The following is a 22,071-nucleotide window of genomic DNA, read 5'->3' as shown; positions in this document are numbered from 1 at the left end:
CGGCGACGGGCGCGGGCGGGTTTCGGCGCGTCCAGGATCCGGGGGGAGACGGATCGGGCGGGGCGGATCGGGGGGGGGGGCGGATCGGGCGGGGCTCGGGCGCCGGCCGGCGCCGGCGCGGCGATCGGGCCGACCCGACCCCGCCGCAAGGCCATGCGCCGCGCATGGGGTGACATTCGCCCGTCGCGCGTTAGGTTGCCCCCCGCCATGCGCGCGGCCCAGCCCGGCGCGGGCGGACCTGCCAACGGCCGCGCATGACCTCGCCGACGACCCCTGCCCCGGAGACGACGTTTGACCCGACCCGCCCCCCTTCGCCCGCTGCGCGCCCTGCCCGCCGCGCTCCTCGTCGCGCTCAGCCTGATCTTCGGCCTCGTCGCATCGCCCGGGCAGGCGCAGTTCGGATTGGGCGGGGTCGGCGGATCGGGGCCGGCGTCGGAAGAGACCCCGTCCGGTGCGGGCTCCGACACGGCCGCCGCCGACCCCGCCGCCGACCCCGCTGACGACCCCGCCGCGGCGCTGCTGCGCGTGCTGGAGGACCCGGCGGCGCGCGACAAGCTGATCGGCGCCCTGCGCCAGTCCGACGCCGGCGCCGCGGGCGGGGGCGGGGGCGCGACAGGGACCGCCAGCCAGGGCTCCGCCACGTCGGGGACCGCCACGTCGGGAACCGACGCCTCGACGACCCCCGCCGCCGCTTCCGGCGATGTGCGGGACGAGACCGTGGCGCTCGGCCGGCAGGCCGCCGAACTGACCCAGCAGATGGCCGAGACCGTCGCCGACTTCGCCTTCGGGCTCTGGAACCAGATCTCCCTCGCCCCCGCGCGCCTGGCGGAGCTGCGCAGCGTCGCCGATCCCGGCGTGATTCTCGGCGCGCTGCAGGAGCTGGCCGCGGCCATCATCGCCACCTATGCGGTGTTCGTGCTGCTGCGCCTCGCGGCCCGGCCGCTCCGCCGCAAGCTGGGCGTCCAGGGGATCGGCGCCGGCTGGCTGCGCACGCTCATGCTCAGCCTTGCGGTGGCGGCGCTCGACGCGGTCATCGTGCTCGCGGCCTGGGCGGCGGGCTACGCCATCGTCACGCTGGCCATGGGCGCCCCCGGCCAGATCGGGCTGCGCCAGACCCTCTACCTCAACGCCTTCGTGGCGATCGAGATCGCACGCATCGTCATCCGCTTCGCGCTGCGCCCCGACACCGGCGCCCTGCGCCTGATCCCGTTCCCCGACCGCGGCGCCCAGGCGCTGGCCTGGCGGCTGACCGCGGCGGCGGGGATCCTCGGCTACGGCCACCTGCTCGCCGCCCCGATCGTGGCGCAGGAGATCGGCTGGCGCGCGGCCGCGGCCCTCGGGACCGTGGTGTCGCTGACGGTGGTGCTGCTCGCCATGGCCGCCACCCTGCGCCACCGCCGCGACGTCGCCGCCTGGCTGACCCCCAATGACGCGCAGAGCGGGCGGACCTTCGGCGGGCTCGCCCGGCTCTGGCACATCCCGGTGATGATCTACCTGCTCGCGCTTTTCGTCATCGTGCTGATCCGCCCGGGCGGGGTGCTGTTCCCGGTGCTCCAGGCCTCGGGCCAGGTGGTGGCGGCGATCGTGATCGGCATCATCATCAACCACATGCTCGCCACCTGGGCCCGGCGTGGGGTGCGGCTGCCGGAGCGCGCCACCTCCACCCTGCCCCTGCTGGAGCGGCGGCTGAACGCCTTCGTGCCCAAGATCCTGCTGCTGGTCCGCGTGCTGGTGGTCGCCTCGATCCTGCTCTGGGCGCTGCAGGTGGCCGGGATCACCCAGCTCGGCGACTGGCTCGCCACCGATCTGGGCGTGCGGCTGACCGCCGGGCTGGTCAGCGTGGCGATGATCCTGATCGGGGCCTTCGCGGTGTGGCTGGCGATGACCTCGTGGATCGACTGGCGGCTCAACCCCGATGTCGGCGCGGCCCCGACCCCGCGCGAGACCACGCTGCTGAGCCTGCTGCGGAACGCCGCGACGATCCTGCTGGCGGTGATCACGCTGATGTTCTCGCTCAGCGAGCTCGGCATCGACATCGCGCCGCTGATCGCCTCGGCCGGCGTGCTCGGCCTCGCCATCGGCTTCGGCGCCCAGAAGCTCGTTCAGGACGTGATCACCGGCGTGTTCATCCAGCTGGAGAACGCGATGAACGTCGGCGACGTGGTGACCGCCAACGGCATCACCGGCGGGGTGGAGAAGCTGACCGTGCGCTCCGTCTCGATCCGCGACCTGGACGGCACCTTCCACCTGATCCCGTTCAGTTCGGTCGACGCGGTGTCGAACCTGACGCGCGACTTCTCCTTCGCGGTGTTCGACATGGGCATCGCCTATCGCGAGGACATCGACGAGGCCAAGCAGGCCATCGTCGACGCCTTCGACGAGCTGATGACCGACCCCGCCTTCGCGGTGCAGACCACCGGGCCGCTGGAATGGTTCGGGGTGCAGGCGCTGGGCGACAGCGCCGTGGTGCTGCGCTGCCGGGTCAAGACCCTGCCGGGCAAGCAGTGGGGCCTGCTGCGCGCGATCAACGAGCGGGTGAAGAAGGTGTTCGACGCCCGCGGGATCGAGATCCCGTTCCCGCACCAGACCATGTATTTCGGGATCAACAAGGACGGCTCCGCACCGGCCCTGCACATGGTGCGCGACGACGCCGAGACCGCGGCCAACGCCATGGCCGTGGCGCTCGCCCCCCGCGCCATCGAGGCGGCCCCGGAACCGGAACCGGAGCCGGAAGACAAGAAGCGGACCCGGGCCCCCAAAAGCCCGGGCTCGGATCTTTCATCGGGCACGGATCGCGACATGCCCGACGACGACGAGACCTGACGGCCAGTCCCGGGGCCGTCAGAGATTGTCCTGCACCAGGATCTCGATCCGCACCGTCTCCTGACTTTCCAGCGGGTCGCGGGCGTCGACGCTGGCGCGCAGCACCCGCAGGGCGCTGCGCACCAGATGGCCTGAGTCCTGGGTGATGACCGCATCCACCGCGCCGGAGCGCAGCGCCGCCTCGGTGCAGGGCGTGCGCTCATGCGCCACGATCACCACGCGTGAGACGTCGATCAGGGCGGCGAGCGGGTCCAGCACCCGCTCCGCCTCCGAGCTCATCACGTAGATCCCGCGCAGATCGGCGACGTTGGCGAGCGCGTGGGAAAGGACCGAGCGGGTCCGCTCCGGGTCCCCCCAGGTCTCCAGCGACGGGGTGACTCGCAGGCCTTGGAAAACCTCGTTGATCACCTGGTCGAAGCCGAGCCTGCGTTCGAGATTATCGAGCAATTGCATGGTCTCGCACACCACCAGCAGCGCGCCCGCGGCCCCTGGCCCGCAGAAGCGGCCCATCAGGCGGGCCGCGGTGCGGCCGGCGGCGCGGTTGTCGATGCCGATGAAGCGGCTCCGCTCCGCGTTGGGTTGCTTGGAGATGAAGGCCACCACCGACACCCCGCGCCTGCGCAGCCGGTCGATGGCGTCGCGCACTTGGGGCGAGGCCGGGGCCATGATCGCCACGCCATCGACCGCCTCCGGATCGAGCCCGTCGAGGCTGGCGGCGATGGCATGGGCGTCGGTCTCGGCGATGCGCAGGACGCGGGCATGGACCCGCTCGAGCGCGAAAGCCCGGTTGGCCTCGTCGATGCGCCCGACCACGCCGGACATGAAGCGGCCCTCGGTCTCGGGCAGCACGAACAGGAACCGGTAGTCGCGTCGGCGCGCGAGGTTCGCGGCCGAGATGTCGCGCACGAAGCCGAGCGTGCGGATCGCGTCGTTGACCCGCTCGATGGTGCCCGCCCGCACGCCGGGCCGGTCGTTGAGCACGCGGTCCACGGTGGCGAGGCTCACCCCCGCGGCGCGGGCCAGATCCTTGGTCGTCGGTCGCATGCCTGTCCTTCCGGCGGTCGGGATCTTCTTGTCTAGCATTCCCGGGCGCAGAGGAAAGCACCCCTGAGGCACGTGCCTCAGAAATATCTTTACGTGAGGTACGCCCCTCAGTTACCAATTCCGTCGCAACGAGTCGCGCAACCAAGTCGCGGCGACGCTCTGGGAGGAGATCGGAACATGAAAGCCGCGAACGGACTTTCCGTGACCGCGATCGCGCTGGCATCGGCCCTCGGGGCCCGCTCGGCGATCGCGGCGGACCTGACCTTGTGCTGGGCGGCCTGGGACCCCGCCAACGCGCTGGTGGAGCTGTCGAAGGATTTCGAAGCCCAGTCCGGCCACAAGATGAGCTTCGAATTCGTGCCCTGGCCGAATTTCGCCGACCGGATGCTCAATGAGCTCAACTCCGGCGGCAAGCTCTGCGACCTGATGATCGGCGACAGCCAATGGATCGGATTAGGGGCGGAGGCCGGGCATTACATCAAGCTCAACGACTTCTTCGACGTCAACCAGATTTCCATGGACGACTTCATCCCCGCCACCGTCACCGGCTATTCCGAATGGCCCAAGGGCACGCCGAATTACTGGGCCCTGCCCGCCTTCGGCGACGTGGTCGGCTGGACCTATCGCAAGGACTGGTTCGAGAAGCCGGAGCTGCAGGCCGAGTTCCAGAAGACCTACGGCCGACCGCTCGCGCCGCCCAGGACGCTGGAGGAGCTGAAGGACATCGGGACCTTCTTCCAAGGCCGTGAGATCGACGGCAAGACCGTCTACGGCGCCGCGATCTACACCGAACGCGGGTCCGAGGGCATAACCATGGGCGTGACCAACGCGCTCTACAACTACGGGTTCCAGTATGGATCCCCCGAAAACCCCTACAAGCTCGACGGCTATGTGAACTCGCCCGGCGCGGTGGAAGGCCTGGAATACTACAAGGCGCTCTATGACTGCTGCACGCCGCCGGGATCGTCCGACTGGTACATGTCCGAGGACATCGACGCCTACAAATCCGGCCAGGTCGCGCTGCAGATGAACTTCGCCTTCATCTGGCCGGGAGTGGAGGCCGACCCGAATGTCGGCGGCGGCAAGTCCGGCTATTTCGCCAACCCGGCCGGCCCCGCGGGCCAGTTCGCCCAGCTCGGCGGTCAGGGCATTTCGGTGGTGTCGTATTCCGAGCATCAGGACGCCGCGCTCGACTACATCAAATGGTTCGCCCAGCCGGAGGTGCAGAAGAAGTGGTGGGCGCTCGGCGGCTATTCGGCGCTGAAGGCGGTGGTCGAGGATCCTGGCTTCGCCACCTCGCAGCCCTACGCCCGGACCTTCCTCGACTCCATGGCCATCGTGAAGGACTTCTGGGCCGAGCCGTCCTATGCCTCGCTGCTGCTGGCCATGCAGGCGCGGATGCACAAATACGCCATCGCCGGGCAAGGCACCGCGCAGGAGGCGCTCGACGGGCTGGTCGAGGACTGGACCGAGGTCTTCGAGGACGACGGCAAGCTCTGAGCCCCCTCTGCCCACCGCGAATTCGCCGGCCCCTTTTCTCAAGGGCCGGCGACCTGCGGGCGGCCCCAGCCGCCCGCCCTTCCCCCCAGAGCCACGCCCGGAAGGACGTCTCATGTCCGAGACCGCGATGGAGCGCGCCGCACGCGCCACCCCGCCCCGCGCCGCGCGACGTATCCGCGGCCTGTCCGACCGGGCCATCGCCTGGATCTTCGTGGCCCCGACGATCTTCCTGCTGCTGGCGGTGAACATCTTCCCGCTGATCTGGACGATCCGGCTGAGCTTCACCAACTTCCGCGCCAACCGCCCCAACGCCGAGGTCGAGTGGATCGGGCTGCGCAACTACATCCGCATCCTGACCGATGAGGACGTCTGGGCGACCATGCAAGCCACGGCGCATTTCCTGTTCTGGACCATCGCGTTGCAAGTGCTGATCGGCTTCGCGCTGGCCTGGCTGATCCATCGAAAATTCCGCCATTCCGACCTGTGGACCACGATCATCGTGCTGCCGATGATGCTGTCGCCCGCCGTGGTGGGGAACTTCTGGACCTTCCTCTACCAACCCCAGATCGGCCTTTTCAATTACGCCATCGCTTTCCTGACCGGAGCTGATCCGACCGGTTTCTCGATGATCGGCGAGGTGGCGCTCGCGCCCTGGGCCATCGTCATCGTCGACACCTGGATGTGGACGCCCTTCGTCATGCTGATCTGCCTCGCGGGCCTGCGGTCCATTCCGGACTCGATCTACGAGGCGGCGGAATGCGACCGCGCCTCGAAATGGCGGCAGTTCCGGACGCTGACCGTCCCGATGGTCCTGCCGTTCCTGATGCTCGCCGTCCTCTTCCGCGGCATCGAGAACTTCAAGATGTTCGACCTGGTGGTCCAGCTCACCGGCGGGGGCCCCGGCAACACCACCACGCTGACCTCGATCGACCTCAAGCGCGAGGCCTTCGAGAAATGGCGCACCGGCTACGCCTCGGCCTACGCCGTGATCCTGTTCGTCACGGTGTTCGGGCTCGCCTCGATCTACGTGAAGGCGCTGAACAAGGTGAAGGAACGATGAGCTTTTCGGTCACCGAGCCGTCCGCCAACCAGAAGCGCATCGCGGGCGGGCTGGTCATCCTCTACGCGGTGGTCACGCTGCTGCCGCTGATCTGGATCGTGGCGACCGGCTTCAAGTCGCCCTCCGACGCCATCGCCTATCCCCCCAAGATCCTGTTCGAGCCGACGATGGAGGGTTACGTCAACCTCTTCACCACCCGCACAAGGGTGACGCCCGAGACGCTGGCGGCCCTGCCCCCGCCCGAGACCTGGTACGACGCCATCGTCCGCGAATACGACATGGTGATCGCCGGGCCGTCCCGTTACGGCGAGCGGTTTCTGAATTCGGTGATCATCGGCTTCGGGTCGACGTTTCTGTCGGTCTTCCTCGGCGCCCTCGCCGCCTACGCGTTCTCGCGCTTCAAGGTTCCGCTGAAGGACGACCTGATGTTCTTCATCCTGTCGACGCGGATGATGCCGCCCATCGCCGTCGCCATCCCGATTTTCCTCATGTATCGGGAGCTTGGGCTGAACGACACGCATCTCGGCATGATCTTCCTCTATACGGCCGTGAACCTCTCCCTGTCGGTCTGGCTTCTGAAAGGGTTCATCGACGAGATCCCCATCGAATACGAAGAGGCCGCGCTGATCGACGGCTACACCCGCTTTCAGGCGTTCCGAAAGGTGGTGCTGCCGCAGGCGGCGACGGGCATCGCCTCGACCGCCATCTTCTGCCTGATCTTCGCATGGAACGAATACGCCTTCGCGGTGCTGCTGACTTCGGGCGCCGCGCAGACCGCGCCGCCGTTCATCCCGACCATCATCGGCATGGGCGGCCAGGACTGGCCGGCCGTGGCGGCGGGGGCGACCTTGTTCCTCGCCCCCGTGCTGGTCTTCACCATCCTGCTCCGCAAACATCTTCTGCGCGGGATCACCTTCGGGGCGGTGCGCAAATGACCGGATTTCTCACCCGTTTCGTCGGGGGCCTTCTCCGCCTGCGCCGGGGCCCGTGGGAGCTGCTGGCGACCGGGCTCATCGCGCTCGGCGTCGTGATGCTGATGCAGCCTTTCGCGCTGGCGCTCTTCACCTGGTCGTTCCTCGTCACGCTGGCCGGCACGGTGATGTTCATCGTCGTCAGCCATTTCCCGGAGTAGCGCATGGCCCGGATCGAGATACGCAACCTGCGCAAGACATTCGGCGCGTTCACGGCCCTTCGGTCCTCCAGCTTCACCATCGAGGACGGCGAGTTCTTCATGCTGCTCGGCCCGTCCGGCTGCGGCAAGACCACCACGCTGCGCATGATCGCGGGGCTGGAGCTGCCGACCTCGGGCGAAATTTTCATCGACGGGGACGAGGTCGGCCAGCGTCCCGCCTCGCAGCGCGACATCGCCTTCGTGTTTCAGATGTTCGCGCTCTACCCGCATCTCAACGTGCGCAAGAACATCGCCTATCCGCTGGTCTCGCAGGGCATGAAACGGGCGCAGGTGCGGGCGAAGGTCGAGGAGGCGGCGGCGATCCTCGGAATCATGGACATCCTCGACAAGCCGGTCGGCGGCCTTTCGGGCGGCGACCGCCAACGGGTGGCGCTCGGCCGCGCCATCGTGCGCAACCCGAAATGTTTTCTCATGGACGAGCCGCTGGGCGCGCTCGACGCCGAGTTCCGCGAGCATATGGCCGAGGAGCTGCGCGCGCTCCACGACCGCATGGGGGCGACGACGATCTACGTGACCCATGACCAGCTGGAGGCGATGCAGATGGGCGACAAGATCGTGGTGATGAACCATGGCGTCGTCGAACAGTTCGGCGTCCCGCAGGAGATCTACGACTGGCCCGCCACCCTCTTCGTGGCGAATTTCATCGGCTCGCCCCCGATGAACGCCCTGCCCTTTCAGGGCGAGGTGGGCGCGGGGGCGACCTCGGTCACGCTCGACGGGGTGGCGGTGGCGATCCCCCAGAACCTCGACGCCGCCTCCGGCGCGCTGGCGCTCGGCGTGCGGCCCGAGCATGTGAGTCTTTCGGATGCGGCGCCCTATCGGGGCCGGGCGCTCGCCACCGAATATCTCGGCGCCACCCAGATCGTCACCTTCGACACGGCGAACGGCCTGGTGAAGGCCCGCGCCCCCTCCGACCAGCCGATCCGGCCGGGCGACCAGACCGGGCTCGACTTCGACCGGCGCACCTTGACCCTGTTCGACCGGGCCACCGGGCGCGCCCTGCGCTCCGTCGCCAACCGGGAGGTGCTGGATCGTGGCTGAAGTGACCCTTTCGGGCGTCTCGCGCCGGTTCGGCGACCAGATCGCGCTCGATGACATGTCCCTGACCGTGCCCGACGGCGCTTTCGTGGTGCTGCTGGGCCCGACCGGGGCCGGCAAGACCACGACTTTGCGCCTGGTCTCCGGGCTCGACCGGCCAGACGCGGGCGAAATCCGCATCGGCGGGACCCGCGTCAACGACCTGACCCCGGCCCAGCGCGACGTGGCGATGGTGTTCCAGCAATACTCGCTCTACCCCCACATGACCGTGCGCGAAAACCTGGAATTCCCGCTCAAATCCCCGCTGCTGCGCACGCCGCGCGACAGGATCGACCGCAAGGTGGCCGAGGTCGCCTCGATGCTGCAGATCGCCCACAAGCTCGACAACCGGGCGACCAACCTCTCGGGCGGGGAGATGCAGCGCGTGTCCATCGGCCGCGCTCTGGTGCGCCGTCCCGCGGTCTACCTGATGGACGAGCCGCTGAGCTCGCTCGACGCCAAGCTGCGCGCGGATCTGCGGGTGGAGCTGAAGAAGATCCAGGCCGAGTTCGGCGCGACCCTGATCTACGTGACCCATGACCAGATCGAGGCGATGACCATGGCCACTCATATCGGCGTGCTCGACCAGGGCCGGCTTCTGCAATTCGGCGCCCCGCGGGAGGTCTACGAGAATCCCGTGTCCATCCAGGCCGCGAGCCGCCTCGGCCAGCCGCGCATCAACCTGCTGCCCGCCGATCTCTTCGGGAACGCCCCGCCCCGCGCCGTCACCATCGGCCTGCGCCCCGAACAGATCGAGCAGGGGGCCGGGGCCGACAGCGTGGTCACCCGGGTCGAGCGGCTCGGCGACCAGACCCGCCTGCACCTGAGCTTCCGCGGTCATGCGCTGGTGACGGTGACCGACCCGCATACCCCGCTCGTCCCCGGCGACGTGGCGCCGATCCGCCCTCGCCAGCCGTTCTACTTCGACGCCGCCGGCGCCCGCGTCGCCTGAGGGAGACCCCCATGACCCAGTTCATCAACCGCAAGGAAGACATCGTCACCGAGGCGATCGACGGCGTGATCCGCGCCTCGGGGGGCGCGCTGGCGCGGCTCGACGGCTACCCGCATATCCGGGTGGTGGTCCGGGCCGACTGGGACCGGGGGCGCGTGGCGCTGGTGTCCGGCGGCGGCTCGGGGCATGAGCCGGCGCATGCGGGCTTCGTGGGGCCGGGAATGCTGACCGCGGCGGTCTGCGGCGACGTCTTCGCCTCGCCGTCCGTCGACGCGGTTCTGGCCGGGATCCTGGCGGTGACCGGGGAGGCGGGGTGCCTGCTGATCGTGAAGAACTACACCGGCGACCGACTGAATTTCGGGCTCGCGGCGGAGCGGGCGCGCGCCTTCGGGCTGTCGGTCTCCATGGTGATCGTGGATGACGACATCGCCCTGCCGGACCTGCCCCAGCCGCGCGGGGTGGCCGGCACGCTCTTCGTGCACAAGGTGGCCGGCGCGCTGGCCGAGGCCGGCGGCGACCTCGCCGCGGTGACGGCGGCGGCGCAGCGGGTGATTGCGGGGACCCTGTCGCTCGGCCTGTCGCTCGACACCTGCACCGTGCCCGGATCGCCGAAGGAGACCCGCATTCCCGAGGGCCAGGCGGAATTGGGCCTCGGCATTCATGGCGAGGCGGGGGTCGAGCAGGTGGGTTACGACAGCGCCGGGCAGGCCATGGCGATGATCGCGGCGCGGCTGACGGCGAAGATGGGGCCGGGGGCGCATGCGGCGCTGCTGAACAATCTCGGCGGGGCCTCGGCGCTGGAGATGTCGGTGCTGGCCAACGAACTGGCGAGGTCGGAGATCGGCGCGCGCATCAATCTTCTGGTCGGGCCGGCGGCGATGATGACCTCGCTGGATATGCGCGGCTTCTCGGTCTCGGTCTGCCCGATGACGGAGGGCGACGCGGCCCTGCTGGCGGCGCCCTGCCCGATCTCCGCCTGGCCCGGCGCGAAGCCGCTCGGCCCGGTGGAGACCCGCCGCCTGCCCGACGGGCTGACCCCGATCAAGCCGCTTGCGTCCTCCCACGCGCCCACCGAAGCCTTCCTGCGAAAGTGTTGCGAGATCCTGATCGCGGCGGAGGCGGACCTCAATGCGCTCGACGCGAAATCGGGGGATGGGGACACCGGGTCCACGCTCGCCGGCGCCGCGCGGGCGCTGATCGGGTCGATGGACCGCCTGCCGCTCGCCGATCACACCCAGCTCTTCCGCGCCATAGGTCTGGAACTGAGCCAGACCATGGGCGGCTCTTCGGGCGTGCTGCTGGCGATCTTCTTCGCCTCGGTCGGCGACGGGGCCTCGGGCGGGCTGACCACGCAGGACGCGCTGAAGGCGGGGCTGGCGCGGATGAAGGAGATCGGCGGCGCGAAGCCCGGCGACCGCACCATGATCGACGCGCTGGAACCGGCGCTCGACGCCTTGGGCGGCGGGCTGGCCGCGGCGGCGCGAGCGGCGCGCGAGGGCGCCGACGCCACCGCGCGGATGACCCGGGCCAATGCCGGGCGGGCGGCCTATATCGCCGCCGACCGGCTGGCGGGCCATGTCGACCCCGGGGCGGAGGCCGTGGCGCGCCTCTTCGAGCAGTTGACCCGTTAGGCCGCCTGCGCGGCGGGCCGCGCCTCCCACAACCGCTGCGCCTCGGCCTCGGCGCCGGGCAGATCAGGCGCGAGCCCCGCGGCGAAGAGCGCCGCGGCCGCGGTGCCGGTGACGATGGCCTCCGCGAACGGATCGCGACGGGCGCCGGACCAGAGCGCGGGGAGATCGGACGGGTCTGGCTCGGCTTCCGCGAGCCGGCGGGTCTCGTCGATCAGCGGCGCGGCCTCGGCCTCGTAACGCGCGCCCGCCATGACGCCTTCGAGCGTCACGGGCTTGGCCGGATTGCGCTCGAACTCCCCGCCGCCGCCCTTCAGCGCCACCTGCCGCGCCTGACCGAGCAGCATCGAGGCCGCCACCTGCAGCGGCCGATAGGGCGGATGGAACACCCCCTGCACCGAGGTCGCCGCGCCCGACGGGTTCATCACCCTGAGCGTGGTGTTGACCGCCGACCGCAGCCCGAATCGGTCGCGCAGCCGCAAAAGGCGGTAGAGGTCGGGGGACATGATCTCCAGCGGGACATAGCAGATGCCGCCCGCGTCCAGCGCCTCTCGCGCGGCGTCCGGCGTCTCGACCACCGGGATGCCGATGGGGGCGAGCATGGCGCGCAGGTCGGCGGCCGCCCGCATATGCGCGGCGGAATTCCAGCCGTGCAGCATCACCGTCTGCCCGGCCATGGCGCAGAGCTTCGCGGCCAGCAGGAAATACGGCAGCCCGCGGGACTTTCCGGCGGCGTAGCTCGGCCAGTCGATGCCGGGCGCGAGCGTGCGCCAGTCGGGCAGGCTCGCCCGCGCGCCGTCGCAGAAGCCGGCGATCTCGTCGGGGTTCTCGCCCCGGAAGCGCATCAGCATCAGCAGCGCGCCCACGCTTTCGGGCGCGACTTCGCCCGACAGCATCAGGCGCATGGCGTCGGCCGCCTCTTCGCGGGTCAGGTTGCGGGACCGGCCGGGGCCGCGGCCGAGGATTCGGACATAGGGGGCGAGGTCGTCGGTCTGGATATCGTTCATGCCGCCATGCTGCGTCCGGCCCGGGCCTTGTCAAGCAGCGCCTGAAGCTCCGGCCGGCACGACCCGCAATTGCTCCCGGCCCTGATCGCCTCGCCGATGGCCGACACGTCCGCGAGGTTCTGCGCCGCGATGGCCGCGAGGATGGTGTTCGCGCCGACCTCGTAGCACGAGCACACCGTGGCCCCGGGATCCGGCCGGTCGGCGCCGGGGCGGCCCGCCAGCAGGTCGGGGGCCGCGGCCTCGCCCAGCGCCGCGGCGACATGGGCGCGCGCCACCTCCACCGGGCCGGGCCCGGCGAAGAGCGCGCCGAGCACGCGGTCCTGCGCGATCACCGCGATCCGGGCGAGGCCGCGGGCCGGATCCTCCAGCGCCGCCATCTCGCCTTCGCCCTCCGCCAGCCCGAAGAGGGCGTGGGCGAAGGCCGCCCAGTCGGCGGGGACGGCGCGGCCCGCCAGCTCCGCCCGCCAGCCGTCCTTGGCCCGGGCCAGCGCCCAGTAATCCGCCTCCGCCACATGCGGCGGGTTGGCGGAAATGGCAAAACCCTGCCAGGCGAAGGCGGCGCGTTCGATCCGCGCGGCGGCGCCCTTCAGCTCCGGCTGGCCCGAGACGGGGTCGACCGAGGCGCGCACCGCCGCACCCACCCGGCCCGACGAGGCCCATTGCGCGGTCCAGTGCATCGGCACGAAGATCGCGCCCCGCGGCGTGCGGTCGGTGACCAGCGCGCGCACCGTCACCCGCCCCTCGGCCGCGATCACATGCACAAGGTCTGCGGGCGCGATGCCGGCGGCGGCGGCGTCTTCGGGGTGGATCTCGGCGAAGGGCTCGGCGATGTGCTGGCTCAGGCGGGGCGACTTCGCGGTCCGGGTCAGGGTGTGCCAGTGGTCGCGCACCCGCCCGGTGTTGAGACGGAGCGGGTAGGCGGCGGAGAGGCGGCTCGCCGGCGGGTGCGGCGTGATCGGCAGCATTCTGGCGCGCCCGGTCTCGGTGAAGAATTTCCCGTCGGCGAAGAAGCGGGCCTGCGGGCCGGCCTTGGTCACCGGCCATTGCACCGGCTCCAGCGCGTCGTATTCGGCGTCGGTCAGACCCTCCAGCCCCGATATGTCGAAATCGCGCCCGAGGCCCGCGGCGAGGGTCGACAGCGCCGCGTGCTCCCGGAACACATCGGCGGCCGACGCGTAGTCGAAACCCGAAAACCCCATGGCGCGGGCGACGCGGGCGAGCTGATCCCAGTCGGCCATCGCCTCTCCCGGCGCCGGCAGAAAGGCCCGCTGGCGGGTGATGCGGCGTTCGGAATTGGTCACCGTCCCGGTCTTCTCCCCCCAGGCCGTGGCGGGCATGAGCACGTCGGCGAGCGCGCCGGTGTCGGTCCCGCGCACCACGTCGGAGACCACGACGAACGGCGTCGCCCGGATCGCGTCGCGCACCCGGTCGGCGTCGGGCATCGATACGACCGGATTGGTGGACATGATCCACAGCGCCTTGATCCGCCCCGCCGCGCAGGCCTCGAAAAGATCCACCGCCTTCAACCCCGGGGTCGAGGCCATGACGGGCGCCCCCCAGAACCCCTGCACCGCGTCGCGATGGGCCTTGTTCTCGATATCCAGATGCGCGGCGAGCATGTTCGCCAGCCCCCCGACCTCCCGCCCGCCCATCGCGTTGGGCTGGCCGGTGATCGAAAACGGCCCCATCCCGGGCCGCCCGATCCGCCCCGTGGCGAGGTGGGCGTTGAGGATCGCATTCGACTTGTCCGCACCGGACGACGACTGGTTGAGCCCCTGGCTCCACAGCGTCACCACTTTCTCGGTTCCAACCCAGAGCGAAACGAAGGCCTCGACCTCGGCGAGGGTCAGGCCCGCGACCTCGGCCACCCGCCGCGGGGTCCAGGCGCGCGCCTCGGCCAGCGCCTCGGGCAGGCCATCCATATGCCGGGCGACATAGCCCGCGTCGATGGCGCCGTCCGCCTCGATCCGCGCCAGAAGGCCGTTGAAGAGGGCGGCGTCCGAGCCGGGGGCCAGCCCCAGATGCAGGTCCGCAAGGTCCGAGGTCGCGGTGCGACGCGGGTCGATGGTCACCACTTTCATCGCGGGCCGCGCCGCCTTCGCCGCCGCGATCCGCTGATGCAGCACCGGGTGGCACCAGGCGAGGTTCGAGCCCGCCAGCACCACCAGATCCGCCTGCTCCAGATCCTCGTAGCAGGTCGGCACGGTGTCGGTCCCGAAGGCGCGGCGATGGCCGGCGACGGCGGAGGCCATGCAGAGCCGCGAATTGGTGTCGATGTTGGCCGAGCCGAAAAACCCCTTCATCAGCTTGTTGGCGACGTAATAGTCCTCGGTCAGCAGCTGACCGGAGACGTAGAAGGCGACGCTGTCGGGTCCGTATTCGTCGATGGCCTCGCGCAATTTGCGGGCGGTCAGCGCGATGGCCGCGTCCCAGCCGGCCCGCGCGCCGCCGATCTCGGGGAACAGCAACCGGTCGTCGAGCGCCAGCGTCTCCCCCAAAGCCGAGCCCTTGGCGCAGAGCCGCCCGAAATTCGCCGGATGCGCGGGGTCGCCGGCGATGGCCGCGCCCCCCCGCCCGTCCGGCGTGGCGAGCACGCCGCAACCGACGCCGCAATAGGGGCAGGCGGTCCGGGTGGGACGGGTCATCGGCGGCGCTCCTGGCTCATGGCTTGATCGTCGCCGCCGCGGCGCTGGCCCCGGCGGCCAGGTTCATAAGGCGGGGCTCACTCGGCGGCGGCGCGCAGGGTGACGGCGGCGCGGTCGATCAGCACGCGCCCGTGCTCCAGCTTCGCCGCGATGGTGGGAACCGCGCCCTGGTCCGCCCCCTGCGCCATCCCGGTGTCGAGCGCGATGACCCAGTTATGCAGCGGGCAGGTCACCGCGCGGCCATGCACGATCCCCTCCGACAACGGGCCGCCCTTGTGCGGGCAGGCGTCGAGCAGCGCGAAGACCTCGTTGGCCGCGGTGCGGAACACGCCCACGCAGCCGATGGGCGTCTTCACCTTGCGGGCGCCGCGCACCGGAATATCCTCCAGCGCGCCGATATCCACCCAGTCCGACATGATGAGCTCCATCACGCCACCTCCGCGATCGGCCTGAACTCATGGGCGTGCACGCCGTCGGCGGCGCGTTCGGACCAGGGGTCCTTCTGCATGAATTTCTGCGCATGGAAGAAACGCTCGGCCAGCGCCCTGCGGCTGTCGGCGTCGACCACCACACGTTCCTTGACGTGATCGAGGCCCACCACATCGATCCACTTGTAGAGGCGGTGGAGATATTGCGCCTCCTCCCGATAGAGCTGGATCACCGCGGCGGAATATTCGATGACCTCGGATTCCGTGGTCAGCTTGCACAGCAGCGCCGTCGCCTGCACATGCAGGCCGGCGGCGCCGCCGACATGCAGCTCGAACCCTGAGTCCACGCAGACCACGCCCACGTCCTTGCAGGTGGACTCGGCGCAGTTGCGCGGGCAGCCGGAGACCGCCATCTTCACCTTGGCCGGCGTCCAGGACCCCCACAAAGCCTTCTCCATCTTCACGCCCAGCCCGGTGGAATCCTGGGTCCCGAAGCGGCAATGGTCGGTCCCCACGCAGGTCTTCACCGTCCGCAGCCCCTTGGCGTAGGCCTGGCCCGAGACCATGCCGGCCGCGTTGAGATCCGCCCAGATCGCCGGCAGATCCTCCTTCTTCACGCCGAGCAGGTCGATGCGCTGGCCGCCGGTGACCTTCACCGTCGGCACATTGTATTTCTCGGCCGCGTCGGCGATGGCGCGCAGCTCGCGCGGGTTGGTCAATCCGCCCCACATGCGGGGGACCACGGAAAACGTGCCGTCCTTCTGGATGTTGGAATGCACCCGCTCGTTGATGAAACGGGACTGGTAGTCGTCCTCGTATTCGCCGGGCCAGTCGCAGAGCAGATAGTAGTTCAGCGCCGGGCGGCAGGACGCGCAGCCGCAGGACGTCTTCCACCCGCATTCCTGCATGACGGCGGGGATCGACTTCAGCGCCCTGGTCCTGATCAGCCGGCGCACGTCCATATGGGTCAGCTCGGTGCAGGCGCACATCGCCTTCGACGTCTTCACTTCGAAGCCTGCGCCCAGCGTCATCGCCATCACCTGCTCGACGAGGCCGGCGCAGGTGCCGCAGGAGGACGAGGCCTTGGTATGGGCGCGCACCTCCTCCAGCGAGGTCAGGCCCTTGGTCACGACCGCGTTGACGATCGAGCCCTTGCACACGCCGTTGCAGCCGCAGATCTCCGCATCATCCGGCAAGGCTGCAACGGCCGCCATAGGGTCCAGCCGGGTCCCTCCCTGGAAGGCGGGGCCGAAGACCAGCATGTCGCGCATGGCAGAAACGTCGGTCTTGTCCTTCAGCAGCCCGAAGAACCAGGCGCCGTCGGCGGCGTCGCCATACATCACCGCGCCGATCACCCGGTCGTCGCGCAGCACGATGCGCTTGTAGACGCCGCGGGCCGGGTCGCGGAACACGATCTCGTCGCGGTCGTCGCCCTCGGCGAAATCGCCGGCCGAGAACAGGTCGACCCCGGTGACCTTCAGCCTGGTGTTGACCACCGAGCCCTTGTATTCCGCCGCCTGCCCCGCCAGCGTCCGGGCCAGCACCCTGCCCATTTCGTAGAGCGGCGCGACGAGCCCGTAGACCATGCCGTCATGCTCGACGCATTCGCCCACCGCCAGCACGTCGGGGTCCGAGGTGATCATCCGGTCGTCGACATGGACGCCGCGTCCGCAGACGAGCCCGGCCTCGCGGGCCAGCGCCGTATCCGGTCGGATCCCCACCGCCATCACCACCATATCGGCGGGGATCACCGTGTCGTCGTCGAGCTTCACGCCCTCGACCCGGGTCTCGCCGACCACCGAATGGGTGTTGGCCTTGCAGCGGATGTCGATGCCGCGGCCCTCCAGCTCCTTCTGCAGCAGGTAGGCGGCGGCGGGGTCGAGCTGGCGTTCCATCAGATGCGGCATCAGGTGGAGGACGGTGACCTCCATCCCCTGCATCCTCAGCCCCGCCGCGGCCTCCAGCCCCAGCAGCCCGCCGCCGATCACCACCGCGCGGGCGCCGGCGACGCCGGCCGCTTCGCGCATCTTCAGCACGTCGTCGAGATCGCGGAAGGTGATGACGCCGGGCAGGTCGACGCCCGGCGCCGGGATGACGAAGGGCCGGGACCCGGTGGCGATCACCAGCTTGTCGTAGGGCGTCTCGCCCGCGGCGGAGATCACCACCTTGCGGGCGCGGTCGATTCCGGTCACCGGCTCGCCGAAGCGGCAGGTCACGCGGTTGTCCCGATACCAGGCGTCGTCATGGGTGATGATCTCTTGGTAGGTCTTCTCGCCTGACAGCACCGGCGACAGCATCAGCCGGTTGTAATTGCCGCGCGGCTCGGCCCCGAACAACGTCACCTCGTATGCCTCGGGCGCGAGCGCGAACAGCTCCTCCAGCGCCCGTCCCGAGGCCATGCCAGCCCCGATGACCACCAGTTTCTGCGTCATGACCGTCACTCCGCGGCAGGGGCGACGGCATGGGCCGTCGCTTTGGATTTTTCTCGATGGGGCGGGGCCGATGCAGCCTCGACCCGAGGGACGAATGCGGTGTCGGGGGTCGGCGCCCGGTCCGGACCGGACGCTGGAGGAAGGTCATGCGCCTCTCCTCTGACGCCGCTTCGAGCTTGGGGTCGCGACGCTCGCAGTCCTGAAGAAAACCCAGGACTTCCTCCCGACAGGCGTCGTCATCCGGGCGCCCCGGCAGAGCCTTGCGGCGGGGCGGGCGCGGCAGGTCGACCGGCATCGCCTTGCGATGGTCGCCCGGGGCCCTTCGGTCATCGACATCACCCGGTCCTCGAGGCGCAGCCGTTTCGGCGACAGCGCGAAGGCGCGGGCGATGTCGACGCACCTTTTGCAAAGGTCATGTCGGCAGTCTCCATGTCGGGCCCCGAAATCATCGGCTCAGGGGAAAAACGAAAAAAGGCCGCACGATCACGGATCACGACCGATGAAGGTCATGTCGGATCGAGCAGCCTTGCCCGCGTTCCCAGAACTTTGGGATATTCGGCGCGCCGGACATCGTTGCCCTGCGCTGCGTGTTTGCTAGCTCGAATCCCTCCTCAAACGCAAGCGAAAAGCGCGAAACAGAGGCGGTCGGCGATCCATGCGCGAAAATCAGGCGCCAGCGCGGCCGCGGGCGCCGCGCTGGGGGCGCCGGCCACATCCGCTCCGCGATCCCGGCGCGGACCAGGGCCCGGCTGTCCGGGAAACCGGCGCTCGGCCCCGGCATGTCCCGCATGCCGGCCCCCCGCGCCGCGCCATCAGCGGCTCAGGGCGTATCCGAGGGGTCGAAGACCTCGCCGTTGAAGAACCGGTCGGGGCCCAGGATCATCCGCCCCGCGGCCGAGGCGACGGCGGTGCGGGCGTCGAGCGCGCCTTCCAGCTTCTCCGAGGCGCCGGGCAGATCGGCGCCGATCGGGCCCAGATGCTCCCGGTAGAGGTCGGTGCGGAAGCAGTCGCGCGCCGCCCGCGCCGCCTCCGCCCGGTCGAGCCCGTTGCGCGCCGCAAGCCGGGTCGCCATCCAGATCGCCTGCGACCGCCACGGGAAGGTCGCCGCCCCGTCGAAGAATTCCAGCAAACGGGGGGCGGCGCGTTCGTCGCCCTGGGAATTCACCACGAGCCGCCCCGACAGGGCCCGGTCGATGATCTCGGCCGAGACGTTGACGTAGTCCGGCCGGGCCAGCAGTTCCGACGCCGCGATGCGGTGCGAGGGGTCCGACAGCCACCGCCCCGCCCGCCACACGGCGCGCATCAGGGCCCGGGCCTTCTCCGGCGCCTCCTCCGGCCACCCGCGGCGCACGGCCAGCACCTTTTCGGGCGCGAAGCCCCAGATGGCGGAGCCGGGCAGGATCAGCTCGGCCACCCCCGTCTCCACGGCGATGGAACCCCAGGGCTCGCCCACGCAGAAGGCGTCGATCTCGCCGTCCGCCATCGCCTGCGCCATCTGCGGCGGCGGCACGGTGCGCACGTCGAGCGCCTGCGGCGCCTGCAGCCCGAGCGCGTTCAGCCAGTAATAGAGCAGTTCCGCATGCATCGAGAACGGGAACGGCACGCCGAGGCGCAGCCGCCCGTCCACCGCGCCGATCAGGCTGCGGCCGACGCCCTGCGCGTCCAGAAAGTCCGGCATCTCGCCGCCCTTGCCCGCGTCCCGCATCCGGCGGGCGACGGCGGGGGACACGCCCACGACGTCGCCGTTGACCGACATGACCGACAGCGCATCGAGCGGAGCCGGCGCGCCGCCGAGCCCGATGGACATCGCCACCGGCACCGGCGCCAGCATATGGGCGGCATCGAGCGCGCCCAGCGCCAGCCGGTCGCGCAGCGCCGACCACGAGCGCGCCTTGCGCAGGACGAGGTCGAGCCCCTCCTCCTCCGCGAAACCCATTTCGCGGGCGACCACCAGCGGCGCGCAGTCCACCAGCGGGATGAAGCCGGCCTCGACCACGCCCGGTCCGGTCACTTGAGCAGCTCCGCCGCGGTCACCAGCGCCAGCGCGATCTCGGCCACCTTCTTGCCCTGGTCCATCGCCGTGCGCCGCAGCAGCGCATAGGCCTCGTCCTCCGAAATGCCGCGCGCCTTCATGAGAAACCCCTTGGCGCGGTCGATGGTCTTGCGCTCGGCCAGCGCGGCCTTGGTGGCGACGAGCTCGGCGCGCATCCGGGCGAACATGTGGAACCGCGCCACCGCCGCATCCAGGATCGGCTTGATCCGCTCCTTGCGCAGGCCGTCGACGATATAGGCCGAGACCCCGGCCTCGATCGCCGCCTGGGTCAGGGCCTGATCGGTGCGGTCGACGAACATCGCCACGGGGCGGTCGAGCGGACTGGAGGCGAGCGTCAGCTCCTCCAGCACATCGCGGGACGGATTCTCGAGGTCGGCGAGCACCACGTCGGGGTTGAGCGCCTGCAGGCGCCGCGACAGGCCCCGGTCGTCGCCGATCACCGAGATCTCGTAGTCGCCCGCCTCCCGCAGCCCGTCGACGATCAGCATCGCGCGTTCGCGGTCGCGTTCGATCACGGCGATCCTGAGGGTCTTGGCCAAGGCGGCTTCCTTTCGGCCCTATGGGCGGGGCGGTCGGGGCCCGGCGTCCACCGGCATGGCGCCGCGCGGCCGTCCGGTCAATGCCGCGCTGCGGCATGACGGGTCGACGCATGCCGAGATCGCAAGCGCTTGCCCACGAAAGTCGGTGCGCTGCCTAGTTTGCGGGCGCCACGCCCGCAGGAATGCCCCGCCGTTCATCTTTCGTGGCGTCAGGCAAGAGGCCATGCGACGGAAACATGACGCTCCCGCCCCATGATCGCCCCATTCGAACCCGGCGTCGGCAAGTTGGCCCGGCGCTTGCAATCTCTCCGTTCGGCGCCAACACGCACAGACAAATAGGGAGTTGCCCATGAAACTCGGCAGAAGAACATTCCTGGGGGCCGCCACCGCGCTCGCCACCATGACCCTGGCCCTCGCGGCCCAGGCGCAGGAAACCATCAAGGTCGGCATCCTGCACTCGCTGTCGGGCACGATGGCGATTTCCGAGACGACGCTCAAAGACGTCATGCTCATGCTGATCGACGAGCAGAACAAGAAGGGCGGCGTGCTGGGCAAGCAGCTCGAGGCCGTCGTGGTCGACCCCGCCTCCGACTGGCCGCTCTTCGCCGAGAAGGCCCGCGAGCTGATCGCCGGCAACGGCGTGTCGGCCGTGTTCGGCTGCTGGACCTCGGTGTCGCGCAAGTCGGTGCTGCCGGTGTTCGAGGAACTGAACTCGATCCTGTTCTACCCGGTGCAGTACGAGGGCGAGGAATCGCAGCGCAACGTGTTCTACACCGGCGCCGCCCCGAACCAGCAGGCGATCCCGGCGGTCGACTACCTGATGAACGACGAAGGCGTGGAGCGTTGGGTGCTGGCCGGCACCGACTACGTCTACCCGCGCACCACCAACAAGATCCTCGAGGCCTATCTGCAGGCCAAGGGCGTCGCGCCCGAAGACATCATGATCAACTACACGCCCTTCGGTCATTCCGACTGGCAGACCATCGTGTCGGACATCAAGGCCTTCGGCTCGGCCGGCAAGAAAACCGCCGTGGTCTCCACGATCAACGGCGACGCCAACGTGCCGTTCTACAAGGAGCTCGGCAACCAGGGCGTGATGGCCACCGACATCCCCGTCGTCGCCTTCTCCGTGGGTGAGGAAGAGCTCGCCGGTCTGGATACCGAGCCGCTGATCGGTCACCTCGCCGCCTGGAACTACTTCATGTCGGCCGACACCGCCGAGAACGCCGACTTCATCGCCAAGTGGCATGCGTTCATCAAGGACGACAAGCGCGTCACCAACGACCCGATGGAAGCCCATTACATCGGCTTCAACATGTGGGTGAAGGCCGTCGAGGCCGCCGGCACCACCGATCCCGACGCGGTGATCGACGCGCTGGTCGGCGTGGCCGTGCCCAACCTGACCGGCGGCTATTCGGCGATGATGCCGAACCACCACATCACCAAGCCGGTGCTGATCGGCGAGATCCAGGGCGACGGCCAGTTCGAGACCGTGTTCGAGACCCCCGGCCTGGTTCCGGGCGACGCGTGGTCGGATTTCCTGCCCGACTCCAAGGACCTGATCTCCGATTGGCGCAAGCCGATGTCCTGCGGGAACTTCAACACCGCCACCGGCAAGTGCGGCGGCCAGGGCTCCTGAACCCCTCCGCCCGCCTGACGGCCTGACGAAGCTGGCGGGCGGGGTCGCAAGA

Annotated in this window: 16 protein-coding genes; 9 read left to right on the top strand and 7 right to left on the bottom strand. The window is 69.9% G+C overall.

Annotated elements, in window-relative coordinates; all coding sequences use genetic code 11:
* The first annotated feature begins 291 nt into the window (after window positions 1–291).
* The gene (locus ACTB72_RS12730; RefSeq protein WP_463037369.1) at window positions 292–2,823 is read left to right on the top strand and encodes a mechanosensitive ion channel domain-containing protein; all 2,532 of its coding nucleotides are present in this window, start codon (window positions 292–294) and stop codon (window positions 2,821–2,823) included.
* An 18-nt stretch (window positions 2,824–2,841) separates the two neighbouring features.
* Here ACTB72_RS12730 and ACTB72_RS12725 read toward each other — a convergent pair whose 3' ends face one another.
* Complete coding sequence (locus tag ACTB72_RS12725; protein WP_463037368.1) at window positions 2,842–3,867, bottom strand: LacI family DNA-binding transcriptional regulator; 1,026 nt, start codon at window positions 3,865–3,867, stop codon at window positions 2,842–2,844.
* 177 nt (window positions 3,868–4,044) lie between these two features.
* Between ACTB72_RS12725 and ACTB72_RS12720 the strand changes: the two genes are divergently transcribed.
* The 7 genes from ACTB72_RS12720 (at window position 4,045) to ACTB72_RS12690 (ending at window position 11,279) form a co-directional block, all read left to right on the top strand.
* Entirely contained in the window at window positions 4,045–5,367 is a 1,323-nt protein-coding gene (locus ACTB72_RS12720) for an ABC transporter substrate-binding protein (protein WP_463037367.1), read from the top strand.
* 112 nt (window positions 5,368–5,479) lie between these two features.
* A complete protein-coding gene (locus ACTB72_RS12715; protein WP_463037366.1) occupies window positions 5,480–6,427 on the top strand; it encodes a carbohydrate ABC transporter permease in 948 nt (315 codons plus the stop codon).
* On the top strand, window positions 6,424–7,362 hold the full coding sequence (locus tag ACTB72_RS12710; protein WP_463037365.1) for a carbohydrate ABC transporter permease: 939 nt from the start codon (window positions 6,424–6,426) through the stop codon (window positions 7,360–7,362). Before ACTB72_RS12715 ends, ACTB72_RS12710 begins: the two co-directional genes overlap by 4 nt.
* Complete coding sequence (locus ACTB72_RS12705; protein WP_463037364.1) at window positions 7,359–7,559, top strand: hypothetical protein; 201 nt, start codon at window positions 7,359–7,361, stop codon at window positions 7,557–7,559. Before ACTB72_RS12710 ends, ACTB72_RS12705 begins: the two co-directional genes overlap by 4 nt.
* 3 nt (window positions 7,560–7,562) lie before the next feature.
* Window positions 7,563–8,660 carry an ABC transporter ATP-binding protein gene (locus ACTB72_RS12700; protein ID WP_463037363.1) on the top strand — a complete coding sequence of 366 codons (1,098 nt, stop codon included), beginning with the start codon at window positions 7,563–7,565 and terminating at the stop codon, window positions 8,658–8,660.
* On the top strand, window positions 8,653–9,648 hold the full coding sequence (locus tag ACTB72_RS12695; RefSeq protein ID WP_463037362.1) for an ABC transporter ATP-binding protein: 996 nt from the start codon (window positions 8,653–8,655) through the stop codon (window positions 9,646–9,648). The genes ACTB72_RS12700 and ACTB72_RS12695 overlap by 8 nt, the downstream gene beginning before the upstream one ends.
* 11 nt (window positions 9,649–9,659) lie before the next feature.
* Window positions 9,660–11,279, top strand: coding sequence for a dihydroxyacetone kinase subunit DhaK (locus ACTB72_RS12690; protein ID WP_463037361.1), 1,620 nt, complete (start codon window positions 9,660–9,662; stop codon window positions 11,277–11,279).
* Here ACTB72_RS12690 and ACTB72_RS12685 read toward each other — a convergent pair.
* The 6 genes from ACTB72_RS12685 to ACTB72_RS12660 form a co-directional block, all read right to left on the bottom strand.
* Entirely contained in the window at window positions 11,276–12,283 is a 1,008-nt protein-coding gene (locus ACTB72_RS12685) for a glycosyl transferase family protein (RefSeq protein WP_463037360.1), read from the bottom strand. The genes ACTB72_RS12690 and ACTB72_RS12685 overlap by 4 nt on opposite strands.
* Entirely contained in the window at window positions 12,280–14,928 is a 2,649-nt protein-coding gene (locus ACTB72_RS12680; protein WP_463037359.1) for a molybdopterin-dependent oxidoreductase, read from the bottom strand. Before ACTB72_RS12680 ends, ACTB72_RS12685 begins: the two co-directional genes overlap by 4 nt.
* 77 nt (window positions 14,929–15,005) lie before the next feature.
* Window positions 15,006–15,344 carry a nitrite reductase small subunit NirD gene (gene nirD / locus ACTB72_RS12675; protein ID WP_463037370.1) on the bottom strand — a complete coding sequence of 113 codons (339 nt, stop codon included), beginning with the start codon at window positions 15,342–15,344 and terminating at the stop codon, window positions 15,006–15,008.
* A gap of 11 nt (window positions 15,345–15,355) precedes the next feature.
* Window positions 15,356–17,788 carry a nitrite reductase large subunit NirB gene (gene nirB / locus ACTB72_RS12670; protein WP_463037358.1) on the bottom strand — a complete coding sequence of 811 codons (2,433 nt, stop codon included), beginning with the start codon at window positions 17,786–17,788 and terminating at the stop codon, window positions 15,356–15,358.
* A gap of 820 nt (window positions 17,789–18,608) precedes the next feature.
* Complete coding sequence (locus tag ACTB72_RS12665) at window positions 18,609–19,799, bottom strand: CmpA/NrtA family ABC transporter substrate-binding protein (RefSeq protein ID WP_463037357.1); 1,191 nt, start codon at window positions 19,797–19,799, stop codon at window positions 18,609–18,611.
* Window positions 19,796–20,380 (bottom strand): ANTAR domain-containing response regulator, encoded by a 585-nt coding sequence (locus ACTB72_RS12660; RefSeq protein WP_463037356.1) that lies wholly within the window; start codon window positions 20,378–20,380, stop codon window positions 19,796–19,798. The genes ACTB72_RS12665 and ACTB72_RS12660 overlap by 4 nt, the downstream gene beginning before the upstream one ends.
* A 349-nt stretch (window positions 20,381–20,729) precedes the next feature.
* Here ACTB72_RS12660 and urtA point away from each other — a divergent pair, with 349 nt between their 5' ends.
* Window positions 20,730–22,019, top strand: coding sequence for an urea ABC transporter substrate-binding protein (gene urtA / locus ACTB72_RS12655; RefSeq protein WP_463037355.1), 1,290 nt, complete (start codon window positions 20,730–20,732; stop codon window positions 22,017–22,019).
* Window positions 22,020–22,071: the final 52 nt, after the last annotated feature.

This window comes from Albimonas sp. (assembly GCF_055129145.1).
Note: the sequence above shows the minus strand (reverse complement) of the source record. Positions and strands in the feature narration are given on the sequence as shown.

Excerpts from the sequence above, each read along its gene's own strand:
- ACTB72_RS12725 (WP_463037368.1), bottom strand. The coding sequence starts at position 3,867 with ATGCGACCGACGACCAAGGATCTGGCCCGCGCCGCGGGGGTGAGCCTC.
- ACTB72_RS12720 (WP_463037367.1), top strand. The coding sequence starts at position 4,045 with ATGAAAGCCGCGAACGGACTTTCCGTGACCGCGATCGCGCTGGCATCG.
- ACTB72_RS12715 (WP_463037366.1), top strand. The coding sequence starts at position 5,480 with ATGTCCGAGACCGCGATGGAGCGCGCCGCACGCGCCACCCCGCCCCGC.
- ACTB72_RS12710 (WP_463037365.1), top strand. The coding sequence starts at position 6,424 with ATGAGCTTTTCGGTCACCGAGCCGTCCGCCAACCAGAAGCGCATCGCG.
- ACTB72_RS12705 (WP_463037364.1), top strand. The coding sequence starts at position 7,359 with ATGACCGGATTTCTCACCCGTTTCGTCGGGGGCCTTCTCCGCCTGCGC.
- ACTB72_RS12700 (WP_463037363.1), top strand. The coding sequence starts at position 7,563 with ATGGCCCGGATCGAGATACGCAACCTGCGCAAGACATTCGGCGCGTTC.
- ACTB72_RS12690 (WP_463037361.1), top strand. The coding sequence starts at position 9,660 with ATGACCCAGTTCATCAACCGCAAGGAAGACATCGTCACCGAGGCGATC.
- ACTB72_RS12685 (WP_463037360.1), bottom strand. The coding sequence starts at position 12,283 with ATGAACGATATCCAGACCGACGACCTCGCCCCCTATGTCCGAATCCTC.
- ACTB72_RS12680 (WP_463037359.1), bottom strand. The coding sequence starts at position 14,928 with ATGACCCGTCCCACCCGGACCGCCTGCCCCTATTGCGGCGTCGGTTGC.
- nirD (WP_463037370.1), bottom strand. The coding sequence starts at position 15,344 with ATGTCGGACTGGGTGGATATCGGCGCGCTGGAGGATATTCCGGTGCGC.
- nirB (WP_463037358.1), bottom strand. The coding sequence starts at position 17,788 with ATGACGCAGAAACTGGTGGTCATCGGGGCTGGCATGGCCTCGGGACGG.
- urtA (WP_463037355.1), top strand. The coding sequence starts at position 20,730 with ATGAAACTCGGCAGAAGAACATTCCTGGGGGCCGCCACCGCGCTCGCC.